This is a genomic window from Actinokineospora baliensis (assembly GCF_016907695.1).
Taxonomy (GTDB): domain Bacteria; phylum Actinomycetota; class Actinomycetes; order Mycobacteriales; family Pseudonocardiaceae; genus Actinokineospora; species Actinokineospora baliensis.
Map to the genome: position 1 here is coordinate 6,283,213 of NZ_JAFBCK010000001.1, position 26,996 is coordinate 6,310,208.

Here is a 26,996-nt window from a genome sequence, read left to right on the forward strand (position 1 = left end):
GAGACTTCGGTCAGTGGCCCATGCCGAGGCCGCCGTCGACCGGCAGCACGGCGCCGGTGATGTAGCCGGCGGCGTCGGAGGTGAGGAAGGTGACCGCGGCGGCGACCTCCTCGACGGTGGCGTAGCGACCGGCGGGGACCGTCGCCAGGATCTGCTTCTTGCGGTCCTCGGTGAGCGCGTCGGTCATGTCGGTGGCGACGAACCCCGGGGCGACGACGTTGGCGGTGATGTCGCGCGAGCCCAGTTCGCGGGCGATCGAGCGCGCCATGCCGACCAGAGCCGCCTTGCTGGCGGCGTAGTTGACCTGCCCGGGCGAGCCCATCAGGCCGACGACCGAGGAGATGTAGACGATGCGGCCGAAGCGGGCCTTGAGCATGCCGCGGGTGGCGCGCTTGGTGACCCGCCACGCGCCGGTGAGGTTGGCGTCGATCACCCGGGTGAACTGGTCCTCGGTCATCCGCATCAGCAGCGTGTCGTCGGTGATGCCCGCGTTGGCGACGAGCACCTCGACCGGGCCGTGCGCGGCCTCCACCTCGGTGAAGGCGGCGTCGACGGCCTCGGCGTCGGTGACGTCGCAGCGGACGCCCAGCAGGCCATCCGGCGCGCCGGAGCCGCGGTGGGTGATGGCGACCTTGTCACCCTGCGCCTGGTAGGCGCGTGCGATGGCCAACCCGATGCCCCGGTTGCCGCCCGTGACCAGTACCGACCGTCCCATTGCCATCCCATCCACCCGGCGAGCCCGTCCCCGGCAGGCTATCTGGCGGCGAGGGCACCGCCGCTGACCGGGGCGGGCCGCGTGCGGAATTCCGAAGTGATCGAACACACAGGAATGCGGCGACCGATCCTCCTGGCACGTTCGGGGGAACAGCGGCGGGCTTTTCCAGCGCCTGATTGGTCGTTCGTCGAGGAATGGGTCCCGGCATTACCCGGTCGGCCGAAACCAACCGGGTAATCGGCACTGTGCGTATCCGCAACGGCCACACGTTCGTGGCGCGGGAACGGCCCTAGAATCGACCCATGCCCCGAAGGTTCACCGGGTGGCCGGTGCAGGCACTCGACGTGTTGCACAACCTCGATGGCGTTCCCAGCACACAGGTCCGCGAGCGCAACCGCCGCGACCGGGAGCGGTTGGTGCGGGCGCCGATGGCGGACCTGCTGGCCGATCTGGCCGACGCCGACCCGCGCTACGCCGATTTCTCCGTGTGGCACTTCGCGAAAGACCCGTTCTGGTGGCAACACCAAGGCGCGGTCGTGCGGCTGGCGCGCAATGTCGAGATCGGACTGCGGTTCGACCTCGACGGATTACACGTCAAAGGCGCGTGGCACTACCCGGACCCGGGCCAGGTCCGCCAATTCCGCAGCGCGGTCGCCGAGGACGGCAGCGGCGCGGAACTGGTCGGCATCCTGGCCGCCCTGCCCCAGCACTTCGAGGTGACCGGCGACGTGATGAAGCGCGGCCCGCGCGAGTACCCGCCCGACCACCCGCGCGCGGACCTCCTGCGCTACCGCTCCCTGGTGGCGACCCGCCCGGTGCGCCCGGAGGAGGCCGTGCACAGCGCGGCCGCGGTGGACCAGGTGCTGCAGGTGGCGCGGGAACTCGACGCGCTCCTGGGCTGGCTGGCCCGCAACGTGGTCATCCCCGCCCCCCGCCTGACCCGCTAGCAGCGCAGACTCAGGGCAGGCGCCTCGGCGCGAGCAGCAGGTGGCCACCCCGCAAGCGGCGCGAATCAATGCGACCACCTGCCACGAGCCCACGGAGATCCGGCAGGCGACTGACTACGCACCCCCGCCGCCGCGGCTGGCCATGGCAACGCAGCCGGCTTCCAGGCACGCAGCCCACCCGTGCCAGCCCACGACACCCCGCCATGCCCAGCCAGCGCGGGATTAGGGCAGGCGTTGGCCGAACACCAGCGAGAGCGCCGCGGAGATCAACGCGGCCAGGGTGCCCAGGATCAGCCAGGGTCTGCTGGCGTCGGCTTCCTTGATCTCGTAGCCGATCTGTTCGCCGAGGGTGTCGTAGACCTTGCGGAGCTGGTCGGCGGTGGCGGCCTTGTAGAAGTCGCCGCCGGAGAGGGTGGCGATCTCTTCCATGGCGGCGTCGTCCACGGCCACCGATTGGATGCGGCTCTCGATCTCGACGGTGCCCTCCGCGGTGCCGAAGGAGATCGTGGTGATCGGGATCTTCTTGTCGGCGGCGGCTTTGGCCGCGGTGAACGAGCCGCGCGGGTCGTCCTCGTTCTCGGTCGGGATGGTCTGCTTGCCGTCGGACATCAGCACGATGCGCGCCGGTGGTGGGCCCTCGGGGCCGCCGACGACCTGCGAGAAGCCCTCGATGGACTGCAGCGCCGCGAAGATGGCCTCGCCGGTGGCGGTGGACTGGGCGAGCTTGAGGTTGTCGATCGCCTTCGCCACACCGCCGCGGTCGGTGGTGGGCGCGACGAGGACGGTCGCGGTACCGGCGAAGGTGATCAGCCCCAGGTTGACCCCGGGGGTCAGGCCCTGGGCGAAGGACTTGGCCGCCACCTGGGCGGCTTTGAGCCGGGTGGGCGCGACGTCGGTGGCCTCCATGGACAGCGAGACGTCGATCACCAGCATCACGGTGGCCCGGTTGCGCGGCACCCGCTGCTCGGCGGTCGGCCCGGCCATCGCGGTGGTCAGCAGCAGCAGCGCGGCCACCAGCACCACGGCGGGCACGTGCCGCCACCGGCTCGGCCCGCTGGAGGACACCTTGTCCAGCAGTTCCAGGTTGGTGAACCGCAGGGTCCGCTTGCGCCGCGACCGCTGCACCAGCACGTAGCCCGCGACGAGCCCGGCGACGGCGATCAGCAGCAGGAACCACAGGGGCGCGGAGAAGTTGCGCAGGCTCAGCGTCATGCGACCCCTCCCGACCAGCGCCGCTTGCGGGCGACGACGAAGCGCACCGTGTCAGCGATCCAATCGGAGTCCGTGCGCAGCACCAAGTGCCCGCTGCCCGCCCGGCGGATTCCCGCCGCCACATCAGCGCGGTGCTCGGCCGCAGCTGCGGCGAACTCCTTGCGCAGCAAGGGGGACGCGGTGACCTCGCGCCGCCGCCCGGTCTCCGGGTCGGCCAGCACGACGGTGCCCACGTCGGGCAGGTCGACGTCGCGCGGGTCGACGACCTCGACCGCGATCAGCTCGTGCCGCAACGACAACGCCCGCAGCGGGCGCTGCCACTCGGTCTGCCCCAGGAAGTCCGACACGACCACCGCGAGCCCCCGGCGCCGCGGCGGGCGGCGGAGCTGCTCGATGGCGTCGGCCAGGTCACCCCGCACGCCCTCGGTCGCGCGCGGCGTCTCCGCCACCTTGCGGACCAAGCCGCGGGCGTGCGCGAGGCCGCCCCTGGCGGGGACCCGGATCATCCGCTCCCCGGTGGAGATCAGCGCGCCGACGCGGTTGCCGCCGCCGCGGGTCAGGTGGGTGATCGCGGCGACAGCGGCGACGGCCAAGTCGCGCTTCTCGCAGCCCGCGGTGCCGAAGTCGAGGCTCGCGGACAGGTCGACCACCAGCCAGGTCTCGAGTTCGCGGTCGGCGACGGTCTCCCGGATGTGCGGGACCGTGGTGCGCGCGGTGACCGCCCAGTCCATCCGGCGCACGTCGTCGCCGGGCTGGTAGGGCCGGGCCTCGCCGGGCTCGGAGCCGGGACCGGGGACCAGGCCGAGGTGGTTGCCCTGCAGCAGGCCGTCGAGCCTGCGCCGGACGTCGATCTCCAGCAGCCGCAGGCCCGCCTCCATGCGGTCGCCGCGCAGGACCGGGGGGACCCAGTTGGGCCGCTCGCCGTCGGTGGACCTCTCCTTGCTCACGGCCTGCCGTTCACCCCGGCGGGGGCCGGGTGCCCCACGGCCTGCGGGCGCGCGGAGACCTGCGGCAGCGGCACGGTCTGCAGCACGCGGGAGATCATGTGGTCGATCGGCACCCCGTCGGCGAGCGCGTCGTAGGACAGCACGAGCCGGTGCCGCAGCACGTCGGGCACCACGTCGACGACGTCTTGGGGCAGCACGTAGTCGCGGCCGCGGACCAGCGCCAGCGCGCGGGAGGCGGCGACGATGCCAAGGCTGGCGCGCGGCGAGGCGCCGTAGGCGATCCAGCCCGCGACGTCGGTCAGGCCGTGCTCTGCCGGGGTGCGGGTGGCCAGCACCAGGCGGACGGTGTAGTCGACCAGCGCGTGGTGCACGAAGACGTTGGCGGCCACCGACTGCAGGCGGCTGAGCTCCTCGGGGGTGAGCACCTGGCTGGGCTCCGGCGGCGTGACGCCCATCCGGTAGACGATCTCGCGCTCCTCCTCCACCGTCGGGTACTCGACGATGATCTTGAAGAGGAACCGGTCGCGCTGGGCCTCCGGCAGCGGGTAGACGCCCTCGTTCTCGATCGGGTTCTGGGTGGCCAGCACCAGGAACGGGGTGGGCATCGGGAAGGTCTTGCCGCCGATGGACACGTGCCGCTCGGCCATCACCTCGAGCATCGCCGACTGCACCTTGGCAGGCGCGCGGTTGATCTCGTCGGCCAGCACGAAGTTGGCCACCACCGGGCCGAGTTCGACGTCGAAGCGCTCACTGCCCTGCCGGTAGATGCGGGTGCCGAGGATGTCGGCAGGCACCAGGTCGGGGGTGAACTGGACCCGGGAGAAGGACCCGCCGACGACCCTGGCGAAGGTCTCCACCGCGAGGGTCTTGGCCACACCGGGCACGCCCTCCAGCAGCAGGTGCCCCTTGGCCAGCAGGCCGACCAGCATCCGCTCGACCAGGCGGTCCTGCCCGACGATCACCCGCTTGACCTCGAACACGGTGCGTTCGAGCAGCTGCGCGTCGCGCGCGGGGGTCGTGGGCGCCTCGGCCTGCCCGGGCTCGGTCACCGGCATCCTCCTCGTGGATCTCGCGACAGACCTCACGGCCTACCGCGTACAGCCAACCGGACCACTGGTGTGAGCCCTGTGAACTCACTCTGGGAACGCGGTCGGGTCACTGGGAACGCGGCCCCCACCCGGCAGGTCCGCCGGGTGGTCCACATCGCGCGAGCTGCCGTCGAGGTCCACCAAGCGGACCGGTGAGAGTCCCGTGAGGACCTTACGCAGTGCCGCGTCCACCGGCCGCTCGGGCAACGCGGCGCGCAGCGGTGCGGTGGGCCACGCGCCGAGCAGCCACTGGTCACGTCCGTCGGCGTCGACGAGCAACGCGGGGGCTTCGGCGCGCAGGCGGTCGACGGTCGCGCGGGATATCGCGAGGAGGTCCGCGGCGAGCAGGACCGTGGTGTCGGCGGTGACGAACTCCAGCCCGGCGGCCAAGGCGGCCACCGGGCCGGAGCCGGGTTCTGGTTCTCGCGTCCACCGCACGGGGTGGACGGTCGGCCGGGGTGGGCCGACGACGACGATCTCGTCGGCGTGCGCGACGGCGGTGATCGCGCGGTCGAGCAACGTGCTGCCGCCGACGACGAGCGCGGGTTTGTCGATCCCGCCCATCCGGGTGGCCTTGCCGCCCGCGAGGATCACCGCCGCCCACCGCACGCCGTCGAGCCTAGGCGGTGACGCGGGCCTCCCAGTCGATGGTGTGCGCGTGCACGTCGCCGAAGATCCGGCGCGGGGTGAACACCGTGCGGGACAGGACCGGGGCCAGCACCCGGCCGACCGCGCGGGCGACGGGTCCGGCGGCCTTGCTGTTGTTGGTCCGGCGCGCCCCGGCGATGATCTTGTTGACCCTGGCCCGGCGCAACCGCTCGTAGGCGGCGAACGCGCCGGGCAGGTCGGCGATGTCGCGCAGGCACCTGGCCAGCTGGACCGCGCTCTCGGCGGTGATCGACACGCCCTGACCGGAACTGGGCGACGGGGCGTGCGCGGCGTCGCCCACGAGCACCATGCGGCCGCGGTACCAGTGCTCGACGTCGGGCAGGATCTCCAGCGCGCCGATGACCTGCAGGTCCCTGGCGCCCGCCAGCACCCGCTCGGCCGGGTGGTCGCCCTCATGCGCGGTCCGCAGGTGGCGCAACCAGTCCTCTGTGGGCACCGCACGGGCCTCCGCTGTGGACATCGCGCCCTTGTGCGGGAGGTTGCTGAACCAGGCCGTGTCGCCCTCCGGGGTCGCCCAGTAGCCGAAGAACGCGCGCTTGCCCTGCGCGAGGTGCATGACGTCCGGACCGCCGATACCGGGCACCGGCGGTCCCCAGCCGCCGAGACCGAGCAGCCCGACCGGCTCGGGTCCCGGGGCGTCCGGGTCGATCAGGGTGCGCACGGTCGAGCGGATGCCGTCCGCGCCGACCAGCACGTCCCCGGTGGCGGTGGTGCCGTCGTCGAACACCGCGGTGATCGAGTCGGGGCCCTCCTCGACGCCGACCAACCGCTTGCCGTGCTCGACCACCGCGCCGAGCTCGACGGCGCGGTCGCGCAGCACCCGGTAGAGGTCCGACCGCCACATGAGGCGGCTGGCGGGCAGACCGGGCAACCCGCCGAAGGCGAACACCTTCCTGCCCTGGAAGTCCTCCATCACCATCGACCCGCACGGCTGCCCCAGGTCAGCGACCCGCTCCCCCACCCCGACCGCGGCGAACGCGTCGAGCCCGTTGGGCGCGACCATCAGCATCCCGCCGACCCCGTCCGCGGCCTCGGCGTACGCCTCGAACACGGTCACCCCGACCCCGGCCCGCCGCAGCGCCGCGGCGACCACCGGTCCCGCGATGCCACCCCCGATCACCAACGCGGTCTTTACCGCTCGCTCGCGCCCCACGGTGTCCCCTCTCCCATCGCGTCCTGCCAGGCCCGGATGTATTCCGGCGCCCCGAGGGCAGCGATGAGGGAGGTGACGAACCGGCGCTCGGCCTCCAGCAGCGCGAGCCGGTAGTCCTCCTCGATCAGGAAGACCCACAGCACACCCTGCGCCTTGGCCGCGGCGATCTCCGAAGCGATCCCACCAGCCTCACCGTCGAGCGCCACCAACCGGCGCCCGAGCAACTCGACCGCCTGCCCCGGCTCCAACACCCCGAGCAGCGACAGCGCCACCCCGAACTTGGGGTACTCGTGCTCGGGAACCGCGACCAGCTCCCGCATCCAGTCGTAGAGCTCATCCCGACCGGCGTCGGTGAGCGCGAACACGGTCCGCTCCGGACGCGCCGTGTCGCGCACGGTCTCCTGCTCGGCGATGAACCCGGCTTTGCGCAGCTGCTCCACCACCATGTAGAGCGAGCCCCGGTTGTACTTGATGTTGCGGTCCTTGCCGGTCTCCTTGAGCCTGCGCCCCATCTCGTAGGGGTGCATCGGTTCGAGCAGCAGACCGGACAGCACCGCCAACGCCAGCGGGTTGCCCACCGCGCGTCGCTTCGCCACCACTCCCTCATCTCTAGCCGACACCAACTATCCTCACCCAACTAGTCAGTGTCAACTATTCGTTCCGGACCATGACCCGCTCAGCCTCGCACCCGCCGCCGAGCCCTGGCAGCGGGCGCCCAGATGGCGCGTTCGAGTGCGGGTGGACGTCAGCGCGCATGCCGCGGATGCGGCGACAACTACCTGATGGCCTTGGCGGCCGTTCGTTGTCGCCGCCAACTGGGCGCGGCACGTGCGGCGGGCGGCGACTGCGACCGAGCAGCGAGCGGGCGGCGGGCAGCAGCAGCAGCGAGCGGGTAGGCGGGTGGGCGCCGACGGAGGGCCGCCGTACGGCCACCTCTCCGCCGAGTCGAGGCGCTCCGAACGGTGTGCGCCCTTGTCCGCGCCTGGCGCCGGGGCGCGGAAGGGGTCAGCCGGGGGCGACGGTGAGCACTGGCAGCGCGCGTCCGGGCTGGTTACGTTGGGGGCATGGCGGACTCCCCGGCGGTTGAGGTCGAGGTGGGTGGGCTCTCGGTTCGGGTGTCCAATCCGGACCGGGTGTACTTCCCGGCGATCGGGGCGACCAAGCTCGACCTGGTCAACTACTACCTCTCCGTCGGCGACGGCGTCGTGCGGGCGTTGCGGGAGCGGCCGTGCATGATGCACCGGTTCCCGAAGGGGGTGACCGGGGACAAGGTGCACCAGAAGCGGGTGCCGCACGGGGCGCCGCCGTGGTTGGAGACGGTGCGGGTGCACTTCCCGCGGTACAACCGGCACGCCGACGAGTTGTGCGTCACGAAGCTGGCCGATGTCGTGTGGGCGGTGCAGATGTCGACGGTGGAGTTCCACCCGTGGAACTCGCGGCGGGCCGACACCGAGCGGCCGGACGAGTGGCGGATCGACCTGGACCCGATGCCCGACTGCGGGTTCGGCCGGGTTCGCCGGGTCGCGCGGGTGGCGCACGAGGTGCTCGACGAGCTCGGCGCGGTCGGCTGGCCGAAGACCTCGGGCGGGCGCGGGTTGCACGTGTACGTGCGGATCGCTCCGGAGTGGACGTTCGGTGAGGTGCGCCGCGCGGCTCTGGCGTTCGCGCGGGAGGTCGAGCGGCGGGCCCCCGAGGAGGTGACCACGACGTGGTGGCGCAAGGACCGCGACCCGGCGGCGTTGTTCGTCGACTACAACCAGAACGCGCGCGACCACACGATCGCCTCGGCCTACTCCGTGCGCGGCGTCCCCGAGGCCACCGTGTCGACCCCGCTGCGGTGGGACGAACTCGACGCCGTGGACCCGAGGGACTGCACGATCGCCACCGTCCCGGCCCGGTTCGCCGAGTTGGGCGATCCGCACGCGGGCATCGACGACGCCGTCTTCCGGTTGGACGCGCTGCTGGAGTGGGCCGACCGCGACGAACGCGACGGCGCGACCGACCCCGGCGAACCCGACGACCGCGAGAACTAGACGCCGAACGCCGCCGGGTACTCGACGAGTCCGGTCGGCACCGGTCGCGCCGGGTCGAGCGCCAAGGCCATGAACGCCTCGTCCGGCACGTCGAACGGGGCCAGCACGCCGAACCCGGACGCCGGGGTGAACCCGAACCGCGGGTAGTACTCGGCGTGCCCCAGCACCACGACCAGGTTCTCCCCGCGATCGCGCGCGGCCGCGAGCCCGAACCGGATCACCGCGTCCCCCACCCCCTGCCGCTGCCGGTCAGGCCGAACCGCACACGGGGCCAGCGCGAGCGCCGGATGCCCCCCGACCCAGCACCGGGTCAGCAGGGCGTGCCCGACGACCTCGCCGTCGGCGGCGACGGTCGACAAACCGTCGATCCACGCCCGCGGGTCCGCCCGCAGCGCGTCAACGAGATCGGCCTCGGCGACCGTGGGGAACGCCGCCGCGTTGACCGCGTGGATGGCCGCGGCGTCGTCCGGCGTCTCCGGTCGGGTGATCAGCACAGGGCTCTCCTCTCCAGACATGAGCGATCCTATTCCTCGACCAGCTCCACGGTTCCGCGTGCTCCGTCGACCCGCACGAGGTCCCCCGTGCGCAGCCGGGTCGTGGCGTCGCCGCAGCCGACGACCGCCGGGATGCCCAGTTCCCTGGCGACGATGGCCGCGTGCGACAGCGGCGCGCCGACATCGGTGACGATGGCCGCGGCTCGCGGGAAGACCGGCGTCCAGCCGACATTGGTCGCCGGGGTGACCAGGATCTCCCCTTCCCGCAACGCTCCCGCTTCCTCCACTGTGGACACAACACGGGCGGTCGCGGTGACGACACCTGGCATGCCGGGGAATCCGGTGATCACGCCGTCCGCCACCTCCTGCGTCGCCTCGGCCCAAGCCACCGGGTCGAACCGGCCGCTGATCAGCGTCGGGTAGGGCGGCAGCGACCGGTAGAGCCGGTACGCCGCCTTGCGCGCGGGCACGGCCTCGAGCGGCGTGTCGTCTCCGGTCAGGACCGCGAGGATGTCGTCGATCGGCAGCATGAACAGGTCGTCGCCGTGACCGGTCAGTTCACCGGCGCGGACGATGAACGCCCGGAACACCGAGAACGTCCGCACCATCTCCGACCGCGCCCGCTCCCGCCCGCGTCCCACTTCCGCCGCCTGGTCGAGAGCCCGTCGAATCCCGGGAGCCCGGCGCGGATGTGCTGCGGTGAAACGCTTCCAGGCTTCCTCGCGCGCCTCGGCCTGTCGGTCCAGCAGCGCTCGCGGATCACCAGGCGCCGCCAAAGCGGAGTCGATCCACCCAGGATCCTCCAGCGGCCGGGGCACCGACACCTCGTACTCGTCGACGCAGCGGTGACCCCACTGCCGCGCATAGGTATCCCGGTCGATCTCCCCCGCACGCAGCCGGGCGAGACCCAGCACTGGACCGAGGCTGGCCAGACCCTCGTCGGCGTTGTGCAGCCCGGTGGTCAGCAACTCGGCGTCGTCCGGGGCGATCTTCCTGAGCCGGGCTGCGACCCGCTCCCCCGCCCGAGCGGTGCGGCCACCGGCGTCGAGAACCGCGCAATCGAAGCGCAGCAATGTGTCCACATCGGACCGCCACAATGCGAGCAACTCCCCCGCGCTGCCCGCGCGGGCGATCCGCTCGCGCAACGCCGTGCACCGGCCGGGCGTGCGGGCCAGCAACTCGGGCAACCGCTGTCGGAACTCCCTGCCCTGGCGGGCGAACGGGATGGCAGCCTTCGCGGCGGCCCGCACCACCTCCCACCGACCCATCGGCAACGGCGGGACCTCGACATCGGCGGGAATCCGACCGAACAGCCGCCCGACCGCGCGCCGCGCCGGTCGCCCAAGGCCCAGTGCGGTACCGACGGCCAGCGGAACGCTCAGGTTCAGGTAGAAGCGGCCACCGATGTTGCCCTTGCTCGGGTGCGGCCCCAACGCGGGCGCGGGCATGGTCCGCACGAGCGACCAGGTGGCCGGGGTCATCACGCTCGGAACGGCCTCGCCCACGTTGGCCGAGCTCCAGAGGTAGTCGCCGGACAGGCTGTCGTTCCAGACCTCCGCGACCTGCGTGGTGATCGGCCGCGCCTGCAGCAGGGCGAACCCGTCGGCGTGCCGAGCCCACTCGATGTCGACGTCCACCCCGTACAGCTCACGCACGCGCGCGCCGAGCCCGGCGAGTTCGAGGACCTGCGCGGTGTCCAGAGCAGCCGTCCGGCGCAGGCGGTCCGGCACCGGAACGTCCTCGGCCCCGGCGGCCACCTGGACCGTCATGACCGCCTTGTCCGCGACCTCTCGCCGAACCTCGGCGCCCCCGGCCACCACGTACACGTCCGGCGTGACCCGCCCGCCCGCGACGGAGTCACCCAGCCCCCAGGCGGCGTTGACCACGGTCTCGCCCGGGTCGCCGGTGAGCGGGTTGGCCGTGAACAGCACCCCGGCGGCGGTGGCCCGAACCATGCGCTGGACAACGACCGCGAGCGCCAACCCGTCCTCGGGGACCCCGTGCCGAGCGCGGTAGGCCACCGCCCGATCAGTCCACAGCGAAGCCCAACAACGGCGCACGGCGTCCAGGAGCGCCTCCGTCCCGACCACCCCGAGGAAGCTGTCGTGCTGACCGGCGAAGGACAGGTCATCGAGGTCCTCGGCGGTGGCCGACGAACGAACGGCGACAGCGCCCGCGCCGAGTCCGGAGTAGGCGTCCGCGACGGCGCGGGCCACCGACGGGGGCATGGCGGAGCGGATGAAGGCCGCCGGGTCGCCGAGGCGGGTGTCGGGGAACAGGAACGCCCGGTACGCGGCGGTCGTGACGTGGAACCCGGGCGGCACGGGCAGACCCGCCCTGGCCATGCGGGCCAGCGCGGCGCCCTTGCCGCCCACGGTGCGCAGATCTGCGGCCGGGGCGTCCAAGGCGAGCACCATGCCCTCAGCGGCCGGGCTCAGGTCGGTCATGCCCGACATCGTGGCAGTGCGAGGGCCGCCGGTGAAGCGGGTGGCGCCGCGCACCCGGTGCGACTGTCCCAGCGGACGGCCGCACCGGGGGTCTGATCAGGCCGGACCGAGGTCGGCGGAGGTCCAGTTCTCGACCGTGAGGCGGAAGACCGTCTGCTCGCCCTCCTTCTTCAGGTAGGCGATGTAGGCCTCCAGCCGCTCGGGGGCGACGTAGCGGGACGCCATCTCACGCAGGTAGTCCTCGTTGCCGACCTCGGCGGTGACCGGGCCCTCCACCGAGACGTAGCGGATCGAGGGGGTCAGGCGTTCGACCAGGAGGGAGAAGCGGCCCGCGGCGCGGATCAGGCCCGCCTTGCGCGAGGTGGCCTTGGTGGTGATCCACAGCGATCCGCCGGGGGTGTACTTGTACCAGATCGGCACCTGCAGCGGTCCCCGTCCCGGCTCGCCCGCGACGGCCAGTGAACCGATGTGCGGCTCGAGGAGGAACTGCTCGCGCTCGTCCAGAGTCAGTGGCATACCGCGAACACTACGGCAAATCACTGACAACCCCGGCACCGCAACAGTTTCTCCCACGAAGGTGCCCGGCGTCCGCGCTGATCACCGCGGCAGGGGGTACCCCTGAAGGCCCCAACGAGGACATCCCACCCGGTGGGCCGGGGACCTGGCGGGGGCGCGCGGCCGCCGGGTTCGGTATAAGAAGACGTGATCTTCGACGAGGCCGGGAACCGGCTACCCGCCGGGCCGCTGGCCGATCTGGACGCCTTCGTGCGGATGCCGCAACTGGCCGGGCTGTGGCTTTCCCACGACGGCCGCCGGGTGGTGGTCGGGGTGTCGCTGCCGGACGAGACCGGGACCCGGCACATCCGGTCGCTGTGGGGGGTCGACCCCGACGGCATCGTGGACGCGCGCAGGCTCACCAGGAGCACCGAGGGCGAGACCGGCGCCGGGTTCACCCCCGGTGGCGACCTGCTGTTCACCTCGGCCAGGCCGGAGCCCGGCGGCGCCGACGGTCTCGCGTTGTGGGCGTTGCCCGCGGCCGGGGGCGACCCCGAACCGGTGGTGCGCCCAGGCGGCGGGGTGCGCGGGGTGCTGACCGCCGCGGACGGGACGACCGTGTTCGGGTCGGCGCTGCTGCCGTCCGCGGTAGACCTGGAGACCGACCGGGCGCTGCGTGGCAAGCGGGCCGACGCGTGCGTGTCGGCGGTGCTGCACGACGAGTTCCCGATCCGGCACTGGGACCACGACCTGGGCCCGGAGCGCACCCGGCTGCTGGCGGCCGGACCGGACGGGGTGCGCGACCTGACCGGGCACGTCGGCCGCGCGCTGGGCGAGGACTGCACCTGGGACCTGAGCCCGGACAGGCGGACCGTGGTCACCATGTGGGCGGTCGGCGAACCCGGCGGGTCGCAGCGGCACACCCTGGTCGCCATCGACGTGGCCACCGGGGCGCGCCGGGTGCTGGCCGACGACCCCGACCACGAGTACGACACGCCGCGGATCTCCCCCGACGGCAGCCGGGTCGCGGTGGTGGTGCAGCGGCGCAAGAACCCCGACGACCCCGGCGACCGCTGGCTGGGTGTCGTCGCGGTCGCGGGCGGCCCGGTCGAGGCGCTGACCGCGGCGTGGGACCGCTGGCCGCACACCGCGCGGTGGACCCCGGACGGCCGCACGATCGTCGTCGCCGCCGACCACCTCGGCCGCTCCCCGCTGTGGCTCGTCGACGTGGCCACCGGCGAACCCACCCGGCTGACCACCGACGACGCCGCCTACACCGACACCGCCGTCTCCCCCGACGGCCGGTGGGCCTACGCGCTGCGGTCCACGATCGACAGCCCACCGGTCCCGGTCCGGATCAGCCTGTGCGACGGCGCGGTCACGCCGCTGCCCTGCCCGGCCGCGGCGCTGGGGATCCCCACGGCCGTGCGCGGGCGGCTGGCCGAGGTGACCGCGACCGCCGAGGACGGCACACCGCTGCGCGGCTGGCTGACCCTGCCGGAGACGGCGGACGCGGACTCGCCCGCGCCGCTGCTGCTGTGGATCCACGGCGGACCGGTGCTCTCGCGCAACAACTGGTCGTGGCGCTGGAACCCGTGGATCGCCGCCGCGCGCGGGTACGCGGTCCTGATGCCCGACCCGGCCCTGTCGACCGGCTACGGCATCGAGTTCATCCGCCGCGGCTGGGGCGCGTGGGGCCAGGAGCCCTACACCGACCTGATGGCGATCACCGACGCAGCGCTGCGCAGGCCCGACCTGGACCCCACCAGGACCGCCGCGATGGGCGGCTCGTTCGGCGGCTACATGGCCAACTGGATCGCCGGGCACACCGACCGGTTCGCCGCGATCATCACCCACGCCTCCGTCTGGGACCTCAACCAGTCCACCGACACCGCCGACATCGCCCACGACTTCCGCCGCGAGATGACCCCCGAGGTCGCCGAGGCCAACTCCCCCCACCACTTCGCCGACGCCATCACCACCCCGATGCTGGTGATCCACGGCGCCCGCGACTTCCGGGTACCCATCAACGAGGCCCTACGGCTGTGGTGGGACCTCTCCGCCCGCTGCGCCGACGGCACCGGCCCACACCGCTTCCTGTACTTCCCGGACGAGAACCACTTCATCCTGGCCCCCAACAACGTCCGCCTCTGGTACGCCACCGTCCTGGCCTTCCTAGCCGAACACGTCCTCGGCGAGGAGTGGCACCGCCCAGCCCTACTGGGCTGACCGGTCAGCCGGTGGCGCGGGACATGATGTCGGCGACCACGGCGGACTTGGCGTCGGCGTAGTCCTGGACGTGGCGCCAGGTGCGGGTCGCCAGGGTGCGTTTGGTGGCGGCGTAGTGGTCGCGGTCGGCGTTGTGGGTGCGCAGGTGGTCGCGGAAGCGGAGCATGCGGTCGGCTTCGGTGCAGCCTTCGCTGAAGATGTGGAGGTTGATGTTGGTGTCCGGCCCCTTGCAGAGGCGGTGGTCGAACCACTCGGGTTCACGCACGCGCAGGACGTAACCGGCGGCTTCCAGCGGCGGCAGGTAGTCGGGCTCGACGGCGGAGTCGGGCACCAGCAACAGCATGTCGATGATCGGTTTGGCTGGCAGGCCCGGCACGGAGGTGGACCCGACGTGCTCGACCCGGCGGGCGACCGGGCCGAGCACGTCGCGGATCCGCCGCTCCTGCTCGGCGTAGCGCGCGGGCCAGGCGGGGTCGTACTCGGCGAGCGTGATCGGGGCGTTGTGCGGCTGGAGTTCACCGACGATCACGCGGCGCAGGTCGTCATCGGAGATGGGGGGCACGGGTCGCTCCTCCTCGTGGTTCCCGGTCGAGGGCAGCGGGCCAACGTAGCACGGTGACCCCCGAAAGACCGTCATGGCTTTCGCCGCCGGACGCGGTGTACTGGTGGGACCGGGATCCCCTGCCGCACGAGGAGACGCCATGCGGCCACGCACCAGGGCGATCGGCGCCGTCGCCATCCTGCTGGCGACCCTGCCGATGTCGACGGCCACCCACGCCGCGGGCCGCCCTGCCACCGCCACCCCCCAGGGCAGCACGCGGCCCGCGCCACCACCGGTGCCGCACCCCGTGCAGGTCCTCGCGCACGACTGCCCGCTGCGGGACAGATCCCCGCTGGGCTGAGAGCACCGGGGGCAGCGCGGGCCACCCCACCTACCGCGCTCGCAGCGCCGCAGCGAACCACTCGAACGCGGGCACCCTCGGCTCGAACGGCTCCGCACCGTTGAGTACCCCGAGCAGTTGCCAGTACCGCTCAACCCGCCGGTCGCTGAACACCTCGATCGTCTCCGCCAGCCGCACCCGGTCCTCAGTGGACAGACCAGGCGCGATCCGCTCCAGGACCTCCTGCCCCCGCGCCGAAGCCGGGTCGACGCCAGCAGCCTCGGCCGGGCCCGCGTGTTCGACCACCAGCGCCGGGTCGTGCGCGACCGCGGGCACCCCCGCGGCGCCGGTCACCGCCATCTGGCGGACCCGGTGTTGGAAGTCCTCGTCGGCGACCAGTTCGGCCAGTTCGACCCAAGCGTCGACCTGGTGGTCGGTTGGGTCGTCCGGCAGTTCCGGCGGTAGCTGCCGCATCGCCACGGCGATGCCCGCTCCCGGTGCGGTGCCCTCGACCCCGGCGAAGGTGCGGTCCACGAACTCGTCGACCACCCGTTGCCGCTCGGCGGCGGACAGCCTGGCCATCTCGTGCATCAGTCTCATCTCCTCGGTGGTGCTTCCCCGTCGGGCGATCGAGCGCAGCACCGCCCGCCGCAGCCGCAACGCCCGGATCTCGGCGTCGATGGCCTGCGCGTGCGCCGCCGCCACGTCGGCGACGGTGACCTGGCGGTGCAGTACCGCGCGCACCGTGTCCAGGTCCAGCCCCAGTTCCCGCAGCGTGCGCACCAGGTCCAGCCGGGCCGCCGCTGCCGCGTCGTAGAGCCGGTAACCGCCGCCGGACCGGGTGGTCGGCGGGATCACCCCGCTGTCGGACCAGAAGCGGATCGTGCGCACCGACAGCCCGGTGCGCGCGGCCAGCTGCCCGATGGTGAACAGCTCGCTCGGATCACCCATGGCAGTAGCGTCCACCCTCCACCGACTGGAGACTCAAGCCCGTTTCCGCAGACCTCACCGGCTCAGTGTCGTCTCCCGGTCCATGCGGGACAGCTTCTCCGGGTTGCGCACGGCGTAGAGGCCGGTGATGCGGCCTTCGTCGACCCGGACCGCGAGCACGGTGTCGAGCTCGCCGCCGACCTGGAACACCAGCGCCGGGTAGCCGTTGACCTGCGCGGAGTCCAGCGAGATCGTGCCTGCGACCTTCCGGAACCCGCCGACCAGCAGCCGCGCGACCTTGTCGGCGCCGGTGACCGGGCGCGCAACCGCCTGCTTGATGCCCCCGCCGTCGCCGAGGAGGACCACGTCGGGGGCGAGGATGTCGAGCAGCCCGCGCAGGTCGCCGGTCTCGGTCGCCCGCTTGAACGCCTCGAGCGCGTCCTTGGTCGCGTCGGCCGACACGACCCCGCGCGGTCGGCGGGCCGCCACGTGCGCGCGGGCCCGGTGCGCGATCTGGCGGACCGCGGCCGGTGTCTTGTCGACCGCCGCGGCGACCTCGTCGTAGTCCACGGCGAACACCTCGCGCAGGACGAACACCGCCCGCTCGGTCGGCGTGAGCGTCTCCAGGACCAGCAGCATCGCCATCGACACGCTGTCGGCCAACTCGACGTCCTCGGCCACGTCCGGTGCGGTCAGCAGCGGCTCGGGCAGCCACGACCCGACGTAGGACTCCTTGCGGCGGCCGAGCGCGCGCAGCCTGCCCAGCGCCTGCCGGGTGGTGATCCGGACCAGGTACGCCCGCCGGTCCCGCACCTCGTCGAGGTCCACCCCCACCCACCGCAGCCAGGTCTCCTGCAGCACGTCCTCCGCGTCGGCGGCCGACCCGAGCATCTCGTAGGCGACGGTGAACAGCAGGTTCCGGTGGGCGACGAACGTCTCGGTGGCCAGGTCCACGGGTGCTCCTCTGCTGGGTCGGGTCACCACCAGACGCCCGCCGGCCCGGTTCTGTGACAGTGCCGCTCGTCACGTCCGCGGTCTGTCACAGCCGCCCCGCGACCGGCATCTCCTGGTCATCACCAACCACGAGTGAGGACCACGCACATGCGATTCAACCTGTTCGAGAACGAGATCGCCGGAAAGTTCGCCAAGCGGTTCGCCAATGCCGCCATGGTGGTCCACCAGTCGCCGCTGCCGAGCTCGACCCAGGAGCTGGTGTCCTTGCGCGCCAGCCAGATCAACGGCTGCGGCTGGTGCATCGACATGCACACGAAGGAGGCCACCGCCGCAGGCGAAACCCCGCTCCGCCTGCACCTCGTAGCCGCCTGGCGCGAGTCGACCGTTTTCACCGAGGCCGAGCGCGCGGCCCTGGCACTGGCCGAAGAGGGCACCCGCCTGGCCGACGCCCACACCGGTGTCTCCGACGAGACCTGGGCCCAACTGCGCGCCCACTACGACGACGACCAGATCGCCGCCCTGGTGGTGTTGGTCGCCCTGATCAACGCCGCCAACCGGCTCGCCGTGATCGTGCACCAGCAGGGCGGGTCCTACGAACCGGGCATGTTCGCCGCGGCCGTGCAGCACGGCTGACCCACAGGGATACCCGATCGTCGCGCTGGTGACAGAGGGCTGGATCGGCACCGCATCGGGCGGTGCCAAGAATCCAGGCACTGCACGGGGCGTAGGAGAGGCCACTCGTCGCGGCGCTACAGCAGGACTGCCAGATCGCCCTCAGCGTGGGCGCCCGAGTGGGCCCACCTGGTGATCCCGCCCATCAGCGGCGAGTTCGGCCCCGCATCTTGTGTCGAAATCACCGGTCCGCATCCTTGAGGTTGGTTGCCGACGTCCTTGACAGCCGGAAAGAGAGAGACCGTATTGAGGTCTCTCTCTTTCCGGGAGGTTTTTGTCGCGCCTGCTGTTGTCTTGTTCGGCTATGAGGTGTTGTCGTTGGTGGACCTCCAGGGGGGCGTGCGCATGATCATGAGGATCGGCAACGCGAGTTGACACAGGATGATTCCCGCAGTGGCCCAGACGGGCCACTCCGAGGGCGCGGCGGCGATGGTGGTCATGGGCGCGAGGACCACTGTCCCCATGATCGCCAGGTTGCCGCCTGTCAGAAGGAGAAGACCGGCTTGGTGAGGCGGTACGCGTGTCTCCACCACGATGGTCTCTCCTTTCTCGATGCGGAGCACGGCCTGCTCTGTGGCCTTTTCGATCGGCTCCTCGAAGGAGCTTGTAACTTCTGTTGGGGACATCCGGTACCTCGTTGTTGCTACGACCGCCCCGGTGGCGATCTTCTTCCGGGAGGTCATCCCGGGGTCTTGGGTTGTCCACAGGGTTGGCGATGTCCCGTCGCTCTCCATGTGGGTTGGAAAAGCTCCCGACAGCTCGTGTTGTCGTGGCAGCTACACCACGAGAACCGGTCGAGAACTGTTGCTGTCCCCCCAGGGCACAAGCAGAGGGAATTGCTCTCCCGCTGAGGCGCCTGCGGCTGGTGTCGCGTCCGTGGCGATAGGCCCCGATGTGATGGCGAGTGGCGCCACGACACGGTGCACGAGTCGGCGTTGCCGCCAAGCAGTGGTGTTGGTCCCCGCCGGTGGGCGGTGCCCCTTGACCGCGGGGGTGGACGCCAGGACGCGCGTGGCGATCCAGGTGGCCACGAACTCCCGCGGGGTAGCACCCCCTCGACGATCTCGAACGTTCTGCATCGTCAATCCGTTCTCTCAGGTTGTTCCTGGTCCGCAGGTTGCAGGCCAGACCCCACCTCCTGGCCTGCGCGTTCCGCAGCCCAGGAGGTGGGCAACCTCGAAGCTACCAGCAACCCACAGCTGTTGCACAAAATCTGTGCAAAAATTGGTCTGATCTGCGAAGATGGGATACGGGGCCGTAGCGCCACCTGCGAGCGCGGCCCCAGACCGGTACCGATCGAGACAGATAGGTGGTGTTCATGAGTGGCGAGCGAACGGGAGCCCGAGTGGCCGAACGGCTCCACGTGGAGCTGGTGGAGGCGGCGAGCAAGGCTCTGGCCCGGTTGATGGAGAGGACCGGCCTGAAGAAGGTGGACTTGACCAACCGCTCTCTTCAGCTCTACGAGTTCGTGGACGCGGAGATCCGCGACGGCGGGAAGGTGGTCATCCGCCACGAGGGCACAAGGCCAGGAGAGGCCACGAGGGAGACGGAGGTGAAGTTGTTCCTGTGACTCCTTGATTCTCACCAGAGCCGGAGGCGGTTGGTATGCGAAACAAGGATGGCAGCGCGAAGCGTGAGTCGGCCAACTTCTAAGGCATCAGCGAACGTTCGCGCTGGCGGCGTCAGACTTGACCTGCCAACACGAGCCGAGCGCTTGCACCCTCCGCCACGATCATCGTGCACTTGCGGTCGTGAGCTTCACATACCGAACCCGCGAAGCCAGCGGAAGTAGCGGAAGTGTTGAAACAGCGCCGTTTCAACACTTCCGTTTGTCTTCTGCGAGAAGTCGAGGCCGCAGAGAGCAGCCGTGCAACGTCGACCATCACCCAGCGCGGATACGGGTACTGCTCGAGCACCAGGCGAGCGGCGCAACCCAGATCCAGCGGAATCTAGCTCTGCAAGTCCTATCAGGACAGGATGCGGGTGGCGTAGGAGACGATGCCGCCGTAGCGGACGGGGGCGATGCGGACGACGGAGCCGGAGTAGGGGGCTTCGACCATTTGGCCGTCGCCGATGTAGAGGGCCACGTGGTGGATCCGACCGTCGGTGGACCAGAAGAGCATGTCGCCGGGGGCCATTTGGGACAGTGGGATCTGGCGGCCCGCGTTGGCCTGGTAGCCGCTGTAGTGCGGCAGGTTCACGCCGACGCCCGCGAAGGCGTAGATCATCAGGCCGGAGCAGTCGAAGCCGACTTTGGCGTAGTCGCCGAAGGAGTCCGCCACGCCGCCGTCGCGGATGCCCCTGGTCGGGCCCCGGCCGTTGCCGCCGCCCCAGGCGTACTCCACACCGAGTTGGGAGAGTGCCCGTTCGATCACTGTGCGTGCGGTACCGGCGGCGGGCGCCGCTGCGGGGCGGCCCGCGGCGGCGCGGCGGGCGTTCTCCTCGTCTTCGCGCTGCTTGGCGGCCAGCCACCGCTGGTACCGGTCGCGCTGGCTCTCCAGGCCGCCGACCTCCGCCTGCGCGGCTTCCAGCTGCTGCTCGAACGACGTCCGCTCCGCCAGCAGCTGCTGCGACCGGGCGAGCTGCTCCTGCTGGGCGCGCTGCGCGGCGGCTGTCGCCTCGTCCGCGACCCGCTTGGCCTCCTCGGCCTCCGCTTGGCGCCGGTTCGCGACGTTCAACGCCGCGCGGGCGCGGGAATCGGCGTTCGCCTTCTGCGTGCGGGCCCGCTCCATGTGTTCGAGGGCGTCGAGCTCGCTGCCGCTGACCGCGTTGAGCAGGTGCGCCCGCTCCAGGAGGTCTTCGGGGCTCTTGGCGCCCAGGTACGCCGTCAGCGACCCGACCGTGGTGCCCTGCTTGTAGCTGCCCGCGGCGAAGTCGTCGAGCTGTTGCCGCGCGTCACCGACGGCCTGGTCCGCGCCTGCGGCCTCGCGGCGGGCGGCGTCGGCGTCGGTGCGGGCCTTGGTGGCGGCTTCCTCGGCGGCGGTGAGGTCGACCAGCGCCTTGTTGGCGTCCTCCAGCTTCGCCTCGACCTCGGCCTGCAGCCGCATCAACCGGGACTCGGCCTCGGCGAGCTGGTTGGTCAGCCGCCCGACCTCGCCCGCCTTGTCCTTGGCCGCGGCGCGGCTGCGGTCGAGGTCGGCGTCGCTGGGGTTGGGCGGTGGGGGTGGCACAGCGGCGGCGACCGCGGTCGAGGTCATCGCCGAGACGAGCGCGACCGAGGTGACCGCCAGCCCGAGTGAGAGCGTCCGTCGTACGGCCACCGCTGGATCCTCCCCGCCCTCCGCACCGACCTGCCTGCTCCGACTGTGCCACTTGGGACACTCGGCAACCAGCCGTACCAGCAGAAACATCGTCCTCGGGGACATCACCGCGGCCGGATTCCACGCTGTGTGCACGACGACGGTCGAAAGAGGACGGTCGCCCCCACTCGAACGAGGGGGTTGTAACCCGGCCGGGACCGGGGGTGCGAGCATGGTGCGGTGTCCGAACGGAACTCCCGCGCCCTGCGCGCCGCCCTGCCCGCCGCGCTCACCGCGGTCGGACTGGTGCTCGTGGCGACCGGGATGTTCCTGCCGTGGTTCCGTTCCGGGGCCGTGCTGCGCGACAGCTTCCAGGCGATCGGCGTGATCACCACCCTCGGGTTCCTCGACGGGACGGCGCTGGAGCTGCTGCTCTACGCCTGGTACGGGGTGATCCCGGCGATCACGCTGAGCATCGTGTTGTACGCGCTCGGTTTCCGGTTCGGTGCCGCAACGATCGGGGCGTTCCTGGCGATAGTCACTGGAACCGTTTCCGGTGGTGCGACCGTCGAAAGCGGTGGTGGTGACAGCCCACTCGGCATCGCGGCGGCCGGACCGACGACCACGCTCATCGGCTCGGCGCTGGCCGTGCTCGGCGCGGTCGGCATCGTGGTGAACGTGCGCAAAGGCGCGAGCAGGATCGCAGGAGGGGAACCGTGACGTATCCACCCGGAGGCGGCGGCCACTGGCAGCCGAACGACCCGTACCAGCAGCAGGGGGGTCCGGGTAGCGGCGGCTTCCCGGCCCAGCAGCCCGGCTACCCGCAGCAGGGCCAGCCAGCCCAGGGCGGCTACCCGCAGCAAGGCGTCCCGCAGCCGCAGCAGGGTGGTTTCCCGCAGACCAACCCGCAGGGCTTCCAGTTCCCGCAGCAGCCCTACGGCGGCGGCGGGCAGTACGGCTACCCGGTGCCGCCGGAGGCGCCGAAGAAGCGCAAGGGCCTGGTCATCGGTGTCGTCGTGGCCGTGCTCGCGGTCGCCGCTGGCGCCGGGGTGACGGTGTGGGCGCTCAACCGGGGCAGCACCCAGGCTGGCGCCGAGAGCCCGACCGCCGCGGCGACCAACCTGGTCAACGCGATCGGCAAGGGTGACGTCGCGGGCCTGCTCACGGGCCTCGCCCCGGCCGAGCGCGACCTGATGACGACGCTGAACTCGGAGACGACCAAGGAGCTGCAGCGGCTCAACGTCTACAAGAAGGACGTCGACCCGAACCAGATCAACGGCTTCGAGCTCAAGACCGAGAACCTGCAGTTCGACGAGGGCGGCGCGGAGAAGGTCAACGACCACCTGACCATCACCAAGCTGGTCGGCGGCAAGGTCACCATCAGCTCGGACTCCAGCAAGCTGCCGCTGACCGAGGAGTTCATCGACCTGGCGTTCCCGCGCGGCATCAGCGACGCCCCGCAGACGCAGACCTTCGACGTGGCCGAGCTGGTCAAGGAGAACAAGGGCGAGCCGATCCGGATCGCCACGGTCAAGGTCGAGGACGAGTGGTACCCCAGCCTGTTCTACACCGTGGCCGACTACGCGCTGGCCAGCGAGAAGCTGGAGTGGCCCAAGCAGGGCATCCCGGCCAAGGGCGCGGGCTCGCCGGGTGACGCGGTGCGCGAGCTGGCCGAGGCCTCGGTCAACGCGGACCTGACCAGGGTCATCGAGCTGCTGCCGCCGGACGAGATGGGCGTGCTGCACGACGTGGGCCCGGTGCTGGTGGACGCCGCGGGCAAGCAGAAGCCCGCCGATGTGAAGATCAAGAAGCTGGAGACCGAGACCCAGGACGTCGAGGGCGCCACCAAGGTGCTGCTCAAGGAGCTCGAGGTCGAGGCGGACGGCCAGACGGTCAAGGTCACCAAGGACGGCGAGTGCTACGCCGCCGAGGTGCAGGGCGAGCGCGAGCAGATCTGCGCCGACGACCTGGCAACCAAGATCGGTGGCAAGAAGATGGACGCCGGGGCCAAGCAGGCGCTGACCAACCTGGTCAAGGGCATGATCGCCAACACCGGCGTGGTCACCACCGAGGTCGACGGCAAGTGGTACGTCAGCCCGATCCGCTCGGTCACCGACCTGCAGATCACCGCGCTCAAGAGCCTGCAGCCCGAGGACATCAAGGCGCTGCTCAAGCTCGCGAAGTAGTACCGGGACACCCCCGCCGAGGGCCCGCTCCCACCCGGGAGCGGGCCCTCGGCGCGTCAGCGGGCGAGGAACTCCAGCCGGTTGCCGTGCGGGTCGTCGGTGTGGAAGCGGGGGCGGCCGGGGATCTCGGCGGGGTCGGCCCAGCGGACCGGGCTGCCCGCGGCGATGAGCACGCCCGCCAGCGCGGCGACGTCGGCGACGAACGCCGGGTGCGCCTTGCGCGCGGGCCGGAAGTCGGCCTCGACCCCGACGTGCAGTTCCCCGCCGCCGGGCACGGCGAACCAGCAGCCGCCGCGCGCGGCCAGCAGCGGGGGTTTGGGCAGCTCGGCCCAGCCGAGCACGCCGGTGTAGAAGGCCCTGGCGGCGTCCTCGCCACCGGGCGGGCAGGCGAGCTGGACGTGATGGATCACATCGTCCTCCTTCGGTGCGCCCCCTTGAAGCGCTATACAGGACAAGCGTACTGTTTGAAGGGTGAGGCCGTCGCTGCGTCCCCCGCCGGGGTGCGCGAGACTCACCGTCGAGTAACCCGGACTGACTTTGCGCCGCCACTGGAGTTGGACGTGACCACACCGAGTAAGGACAGCTTCGGCGCCCGCGCCACGCTGAAGGTCGGGGACGCCTCGTACGAGGTGTTCCGGCTGGACGCGGTGGAGGGTGCCCAGCGCCTGCCGTACAGCCTGAAGATCCTGCTGGAGAACCTGCTGCGCACCGAGGACGGCGCGAACATCACCGCCGACCACGTGCGCGCCCTTGCCTCGTGGGACCCCTCGGCCGAGCCGTCGACGGAGATCCAGTTCACCCCCGGCCGGGTCGTGATGCAGGACTTCACCGGCGTGCCGTGCGTGGTCGACCTGGCCACCATGCGCGAGGCCGTCACCCAGCTGGGCGGGGACCCGGACAAGGTCAACCCGCTCGCCCCCGCCGAGCTGGTCATCGACCACTCGGTGATCGCCGACATCTTCGGCCGCCCGGACGCCTTCGAGCGCAACGTGGACCTGGAGTACGAGCGCAACAAGGAGCGCTACCAGTTCCTGCGCTGGGGCCAGAGCGCGTTCGACGAGTTCAAGGTCGTCCCGCCGGGCACCGGCATCGTGCACCAGGTCAACATCGAGCACCTCGCCCGCGTGGTGATGGTGCGCGGCGGGCAGGCCTACCCGGACACCCTGGTCGGCACCGACTCGCACACCACCATGGTCAACGGCCTCGGCGTGCTGGGCTGGGGCGTCGGCGGCATCGAGGCCGAGGCGGCCATGCTGGGCCAGCCGGTCTCCATGCTGATCCCCCGGGTGGTCGGCTTCAAGCTGCACGGCGAGCTGCCCCCGGGCGCCACCGCGACCGACCTGGTGCTGACCATCACCGAGATGCTGCGCAAGCAGGGCGTGGTCGGCAAGTTCGTCGAGTTCTACGGCTCCGGCGTGACCGCGGTGCCGCTGGCCAACCGGGCCACCATCGGCAACATGAGCCCGGAGTTCGGCTCGACCGCGGCGATCTTCCCGATCGACGCCGAGACCATCGACTACCTGCGCTTCACCGGCCGCTCCGAGGAGCAGGTCGCCCTGGTCGAGGCCTACGCCAAGGAGCAGGGCCTCTGGCACGACCCGTCCGTGGAGCCCGCGTACTCCGAGACGCTGGAGCTGGACCTGGCGACCGTGGTGCCCTCCATCGCGGGCCCCAAGCGGCCGCAGGACCGCATCGAGCTGGCCGACGCCAAGAGCGCGTTCCGGGCCGCCCTGGGCACCTACGCCCCCGAGGCGGCCAAGTCCGCGGTCGACGAGGCTGGCGAGGAGTCCTTCCCGGCCAGCGACGCCCCCGCGGTCAGCGGCGGCAACGGCGGCGGTGAGCCGTTCGACTACCACTCGGCGGCGCGCGGCGCCGAGGGCCGCACCAGCAAGCCGACCAAGGTCACCGTCGACGGCGTGGACTTCGAGATCGACCACGGCGCGGTCGCCATCGCGGCGATCACCTCGTGCACCAACACCTCCAACCCGTCGGTGATGATCGGGGCGGCGCTGCTGGCGAAGAAGGCCGTCGAGCGCGGCCTGTCGCGCAAGCCGTGGGTGAAGACCACGCTGGCGCCGGGGTCCAAGGTCGTCATGGACTACTACGACCGGGCGGGCCTGACCCCGTACCTGGACGAGCTGGGCTTCAACCTGGTCGGCTACGGCTGCACCACCTGCATCGGCAACTCCGGCCCGCTGCAGGACGAGATCTCCGCCGGTGTGCAGTCCTCCGACCTGGCCGTGGTGTCGGTGCTCTCGGGCAACCGCAACTTCGAGGGCCGGATCAACCCGGACATCAAGATGAACTACCTGGCCTCGCCGCCGCTGGTGGTCGCCTACGCGCTGGCCGGGTCGATGGACATCGACATCACCACCGAGCCGCTGGGCACGGGCTCCGACGGTGAGCCGGTGTTCCTCGACGACATCTGGCCCTCGCCGCAGGAGATCGCCGACGTGATCGCCTCGGCGCTGTCGGCGGAGAGCTTCGCGGGCAGCTACGCCGATGTGTTCGCCGGTGACGAGCGGTGGCGCTCGCTGCCGACGCCGACCGGCAACGTGTTCGAATGGGACCCGCAGTCCACTTACGTGCGCAAGCCCCCGTACTTCGAGGGCATGGCGATGGAGCCGTCGCCGGTCACCGACATCCGCGGCGCCCGCGTGCTGGCGTTCCTGGGCGACTCGGTCACCACCGACCACATCTCCCCCGCTGGCGCGATCAAGCAGGACACCCCGGCGGGCAAGTACCTCACCGAGCACGGCGTGGAGCGCAAGGACTTCAACTCCTACGGGTCCCGGCGCGGCAACCACGAGGTGATGATCCGCGGCACCTTCGCCAACATCCGGCTGCGCAACCTGCTGCTGGCAGACGAGAACGGCGGCCAGGGCGTCCAGGGCGGCTACACCCGCGACTTCACCCGCGGCGGCGAGCAGGCGTTCATTTACGACGCCGCGCAGAACTACGCCGCCGAGGACACCCCGCTGGTGGTCCTGGCTGGCAAGGAGTACGGCTCCGGCTCCTCGCGCGACTGGGCGGCCAAGGGCACCTCGCTGCTGGGCGTGCGCGCGGTCATCGCCGAGTCGTTCGAGCGCATCCACCGCTCGAACCTGATCGGCATGGGCGTGCTGCCGCTGCAGTTCCCCGAGGGCGAGACGGCCGAGTCCCTCGGCCTCAACGGCACCGAGCTGTTCCTCATCACCGGTGTCACCGCCCTCAACGACGGCAAGACCCCCCGCACCGTGAAGGTCTCCGCGGGCCGCGACGGCGAGGGCATCACGATCGACTTCGAGGCCGTCGTCCGCATCGACACCCCCGGCGAGGCCGACTACTACCGCAACGGCGGCATCATGCAGTACGTGCTGCGCAAGATGGTCAACAGCTGATCTGCCTCCACCACGACGGGGGCCGCCTTCTGGCGGCCCCCGTTGTCGTTGGCGGACACCAACAGGTCCGCTGTGGACAGTTGTTCGGCCGCCGCGTTCGTGACACCACCTCAGCAATTCCGCACCGCGGGGGCGATTGCGCCAAACGGTTGTCTCGCGGTCGCGGGCAAAGCCGCCCTGCGATTGCAGCCGCTACGGGGAGCTACCTGGGAGTTCCCGTTGGCGCGTCGGGTTTTCGCTGGTGTGCGGGAGTTCCCGGTCACGGGGTGAGACTGGTCATACGGAGGTTCGCTCGTTTGGCCCCTAAGTGACATCACGCTGTGTC

Annotated in this window: 25 protein-coding genes; 9 read left to right on the plus strand and 16 right to left on the minus strand. The window is 71.4% G+C overall.

The annotated features are described in order from the left end of the window. Positions 1–10: 10 nt before the first annotated feature. Positions 11–715: a beta-ketoacyl-ACP reductase gene (gene fabG / locus JOD54_RS27910; protein ID WP_204456732.1), complete on the minus strand. Its 705-nt coding sequence runs from the start codon at positions 713–715 to the stop codon at positions 11–13. Positions 716–1,017: 302 nt separating this feature from the next. On the opposite strand from fabG, the gene JOD54_RS27915 reads away from it, so the two are divergent. Further along, positions 1,018–1,662 carry a DUF2461 family protein gene (locus tag JOD54_RS27915; RefSeq protein ID WP_204454848.1) on the plus strand — a complete coding sequence of 215 codons (645 nt, stop codon included), beginning with the start codon at positions 1,018–1,020 and terminating at the stop codon, positions 1,660–1,662. A gap of 222 nt (positions 1,663–1,884) precedes the next feature. Here the strand turns inward: JOD54_RS27915 and JOD54_RS27920 are convergent, their stop codons facing one another. The 6 genes from JOD54_RS27920 to JOD54_RS27945 form a co-directional block, all read right to left on the minus strand. Next, on the minus strand, positions 1,885–2,868 hold the full coding sequence (locus tag JOD54_RS27920) for a VWA domain-containing protein (RefSeq protein WP_204456734.1): 984 nt from the start codon (positions 2,866–2,868) through the stop codon (positions 1,885–1,887). Positions 2,869–2,870: 2 nt separating this feature from the next. After that, entirely contained in the window at positions 2,871–3,752 is an 882-nt protein-coding gene (locus tag JOD54_RS27925) for a DUF58 domain-containing protein (protein WP_204456736.1), read from the minus strand. A 65-nt stretch (positions 3,753–3,817) separates the two neighbouring features. Further along, a complete protein-coding gene (locus tag JOD54_RS27930) occupies positions 3,818–4,870 on the minus strand; it encodes an AAA family ATPase (protein ID WP_372440351.1) in 1,053 nt (350 codons plus the stop codon). 84 nt (positions 4,871–4,954) lie between these two features. Further along, positions 4,955–5,518, minus strand: a complete 564-nt coding sequence (gene mobA, locus JOD54_RS27935; protein ID WP_204454852.1) for a molybdenum cofactor guanylyltransferase — start codon at positions 5,516–5,518, stop codon at positions 4,955–4,957. 10 nt (positions 5,519–5,528) lie between these two features. Further along, positions 5,529–6,731 (minus strand): FAD-dependent oxidoreductase, encoded by a 1,203-nt coding sequence (locus tag JOD54_RS27940; protein ID WP_204454853.1) that lies wholly within the window; start codon positions 6,729–6,731, stop codon positions 5,529–5,531. After that, complete coding sequence (locus tag JOD54_RS27945; RefSeq protein WP_307860346.1) at positions 6,710–7,327, minus strand: PadR family transcriptional regulator; 618 nt, start codon at positions 7,325–7,327, stop codon at positions 6,710–6,712. The genes JOD54_RS27940 and JOD54_RS27945 overlap by 22 nt, the downstream gene beginning before the upstream one ends. Before the next feature lie 468 nt (positions 7,328–7,795). Between JOD54_RS27945 and ligD the strand changes: the two genes are divergently transcribed. Continuing rightward, positions 7,796–8,764, plus strand: coding sequence for a non-homologous end-joining DNA ligase (gene ligD / locus JOD54_RS27950; RefSeq protein ID WP_204454854.1), 969 nt, complete (start codon positions 7,796–7,798; stop codon positions 8,762–8,764). Here the strand turns inward: ligD and JOD54_RS27955 are convergent. From JOD54_RS27955 to JOD54_RS27965, 3 genes are all read right to left on the minus strand, one after another. Beyond that, positions 8,761–9,279 carry a GNAT family N-acetyltransferase gene (locus JOD54_RS27955; protein WP_204454855.1) on the minus strand — a complete coding sequence of 173 codons (519 nt, stop codon included), beginning with the start codon at positions 9,277–9,279 and terminating at the stop codon, positions 8,761–8,763. The two genes, ligD and JOD54_RS27955, sit on opposite strands and share 4 nt — an antisense overlap. Positions 9,280–9,287: 8 nt before the next feature. After that, positions 9,288–11,705: a PEP/pyruvate-binding domain-containing protein gene (locus tag JOD54_RS27960; RefSeq protein WP_239573531.1), complete on the minus strand. Its 2,418-nt coding sequence runs from the start codon at positions 11,703–11,705 to the stop codon at positions 9,288–9,290. Between the two features lie 96 nt (positions 11,706–11,801). Then, entirely contained in the window at positions 11,802–12,221 is a 420-nt protein-coding gene (locus JOD54_RS27965) for a pyridoxamine 5'-phosphate oxidase family protein (protein WP_204454856.1), read from the minus strand. A gap of 186 nt (positions 12,222–12,407) precedes the next feature. Here JOD54_RS27965 and JOD54_RS27970 point away from each other — a divergent pair, with 186 nt between their 5' ends. Continuing rightward, positions 12,408–14,429, plus strand: a complete 2,022-nt coding sequence (locus tag JOD54_RS27970; protein ID WP_307860347.1) for a S9 family peptidase — start codon at positions 12,408–12,410, stop codon at positions 14,427–14,429. Positions 14,430–14,433: 4 nt separating this feature from the next. Here JOD54_RS27970 and JOD54_RS27975 read toward each other — a convergent pair whose 3' ends face one another. Continuing rightward, positions 14,434–14,991 carry a GrpB family protein gene (locus tag JOD54_RS27975; protein ID WP_307860348.1) on the minus strand — a complete coding sequence of 186 codons (558 nt, stop codon included), beginning with the start codon at positions 14,989–14,991 and terminating at the stop codon, positions 14,434–14,436. Between the two features lie 139 nt (positions 14,992–15,130). Here JOD54_RS27975 and JOD54_RS27980 point away from each other — a divergent pair, with 139 nt between their 5' ends. After that, positions 15,131–15,331, plus strand: a complete 201-nt coding sequence (locus tag JOD54_RS27980) for a hypothetical protein (RefSeq protein WP_204454861.1) — start codon at positions 15,131–15,133, stop codon at positions 15,329–15,331. A 30-nt stretch (positions 15,332–15,361) separates the two neighbouring features. Here the strand turns inward: JOD54_RS27980 and JOD54_RS27985 are convergent, their stop codons facing one another. Together JOD54_RS27985 and JOD54_RS27990 are read right to left on the minus strand one after the other, a co-directional pair. Next, on the minus strand, positions 15,362–16,261 hold the full coding sequence (locus JOD54_RS27985) for a helix-turn-helix domain-containing protein (protein ID WP_204454864.1): 900 nt from the start codon (positions 16,259–16,261) through the stop codon (positions 15,362–15,364). A gap of 54 nt (positions 16,262–16,315) precedes the next feature. After that, complete coding sequence (locus JOD54_RS27990) at positions 16,316–17,227, minus strand: RNA polymerase sigma-70 factor (protein WP_204456744.1); 912 nt, start codon at positions 17,225–17,227, stop codon at positions 16,316–16,318. 114 nt (positions 17,228–17,341) lie between these two features. On the opposite strand from JOD54_RS27990, the gene JOD54_RS27995 reads away from it, so the two are divergent. Beyond that, positions 17,342–17,827 carry a carboxymuconolactone decarboxylase family protein gene (locus tag JOD54_RS27995; protein WP_204454866.1) on the plus strand — a complete coding sequence of 162 codons (486 nt, stop codon included), beginning with the start codon at positions 17,342–17,344 and terminating at the stop codon, positions 17,825–17,827. Positions 17,828–18,168: 341 nt separating this feature from the next. On the opposite strand, the gene JOD54_RS28000 is transcribed toward JOD54_RS27995, so the two are convergent. Next, on the minus strand, positions 18,169–18,600 hold the full coding sequence (locus JOD54_RS28000; RefSeq protein WP_204454869.1) for a hypothetical protein: 432 nt from the start codon (positions 18,598–18,600) through the stop codon (positions 18,169–18,171). 611 nt (positions 18,601–19,211) lie between these two features. On the opposite strand from JOD54_RS28000, the gene JOD54_RS28005 reads away from it, so the two are divergent. Next, positions 19,212–19,436 carry a hypothetical protein gene (locus JOD54_RS28005; protein WP_307860350.1) on the plus strand — a complete coding sequence of 75 codons (225 nt, stop codon included), beginning with the start codon at positions 19,212–19,214 and terminating at the stop codon, positions 19,434–19,436. Positions 19,437–19,833: 397 nt separating this feature from the next. Here JOD54_RS28005 and JOD54_RS28010 read toward each other — a convergent pair whose 3' ends face one another. Then, complete coding sequence (locus tag JOD54_RS28010; RefSeq protein ID WP_372440352.1) at positions 19,834–21,126, minus strand: NlpC/P60 family protein; 1,293 nt, start codon at positions 21,124–21,126, stop codon at positions 19,834–19,836. A gap of 219 nt (positions 21,127–21,345) precedes the next feature. Here JOD54_RS28010 and JOD54_RS28015 point away from each other — a divergent pair, with 219 nt between their 5' ends. Next, entirely contained in the window at positions 21,346–21,825 is a 480-nt protein-coding gene (locus tag JOD54_RS28015; protein WP_204454876.1) for a hypothetical protein, read from the plus strand. Continuing rightward, positions 21,822–23,291, plus strand: a complete 1,470-nt coding sequence (locus tag JOD54_RS28020) for a flagellar basal body protein FliL (RefSeq protein ID WP_204454878.1) — start codon at positions 21,822–21,824, stop codon at positions 23,289–23,291. The genes JOD54_RS28015 and JOD54_RS28020 overlap by 4 nt, the downstream gene beginning before the upstream one ends. Before the next feature lie 56 nt (positions 23,292–23,347). Here the strand turns inward: JOD54_RS28020 and JOD54_RS28025 are convergent, their stop codons facing one another. Further along, positions 23,348–23,701 (minus strand): VOC family protein, encoded by a 354-nt coding sequence (locus JOD54_RS28025; RefSeq protein ID WP_204454880.1) that lies wholly within the window; start codon positions 23,699–23,701, stop codon positions 23,348–23,350. A gap of 150 nt (positions 23,702–23,851) precedes the next feature. On the opposite strand from JOD54_RS28025, the gene JOD54_RS28030 reads away from it, so the two are divergent. Beyond that, a complete protein-coding gene (locus tag JOD54_RS28030) occupies positions 23,852–26,671 on the plus strand; it encodes an aconitate hydratase (RefSeq protein ID WP_204454883.1) in 2,820 nt (939 codons plus the stop codon). Positions 26,672–26,996 lie beyond the last annotated feature (325 nt).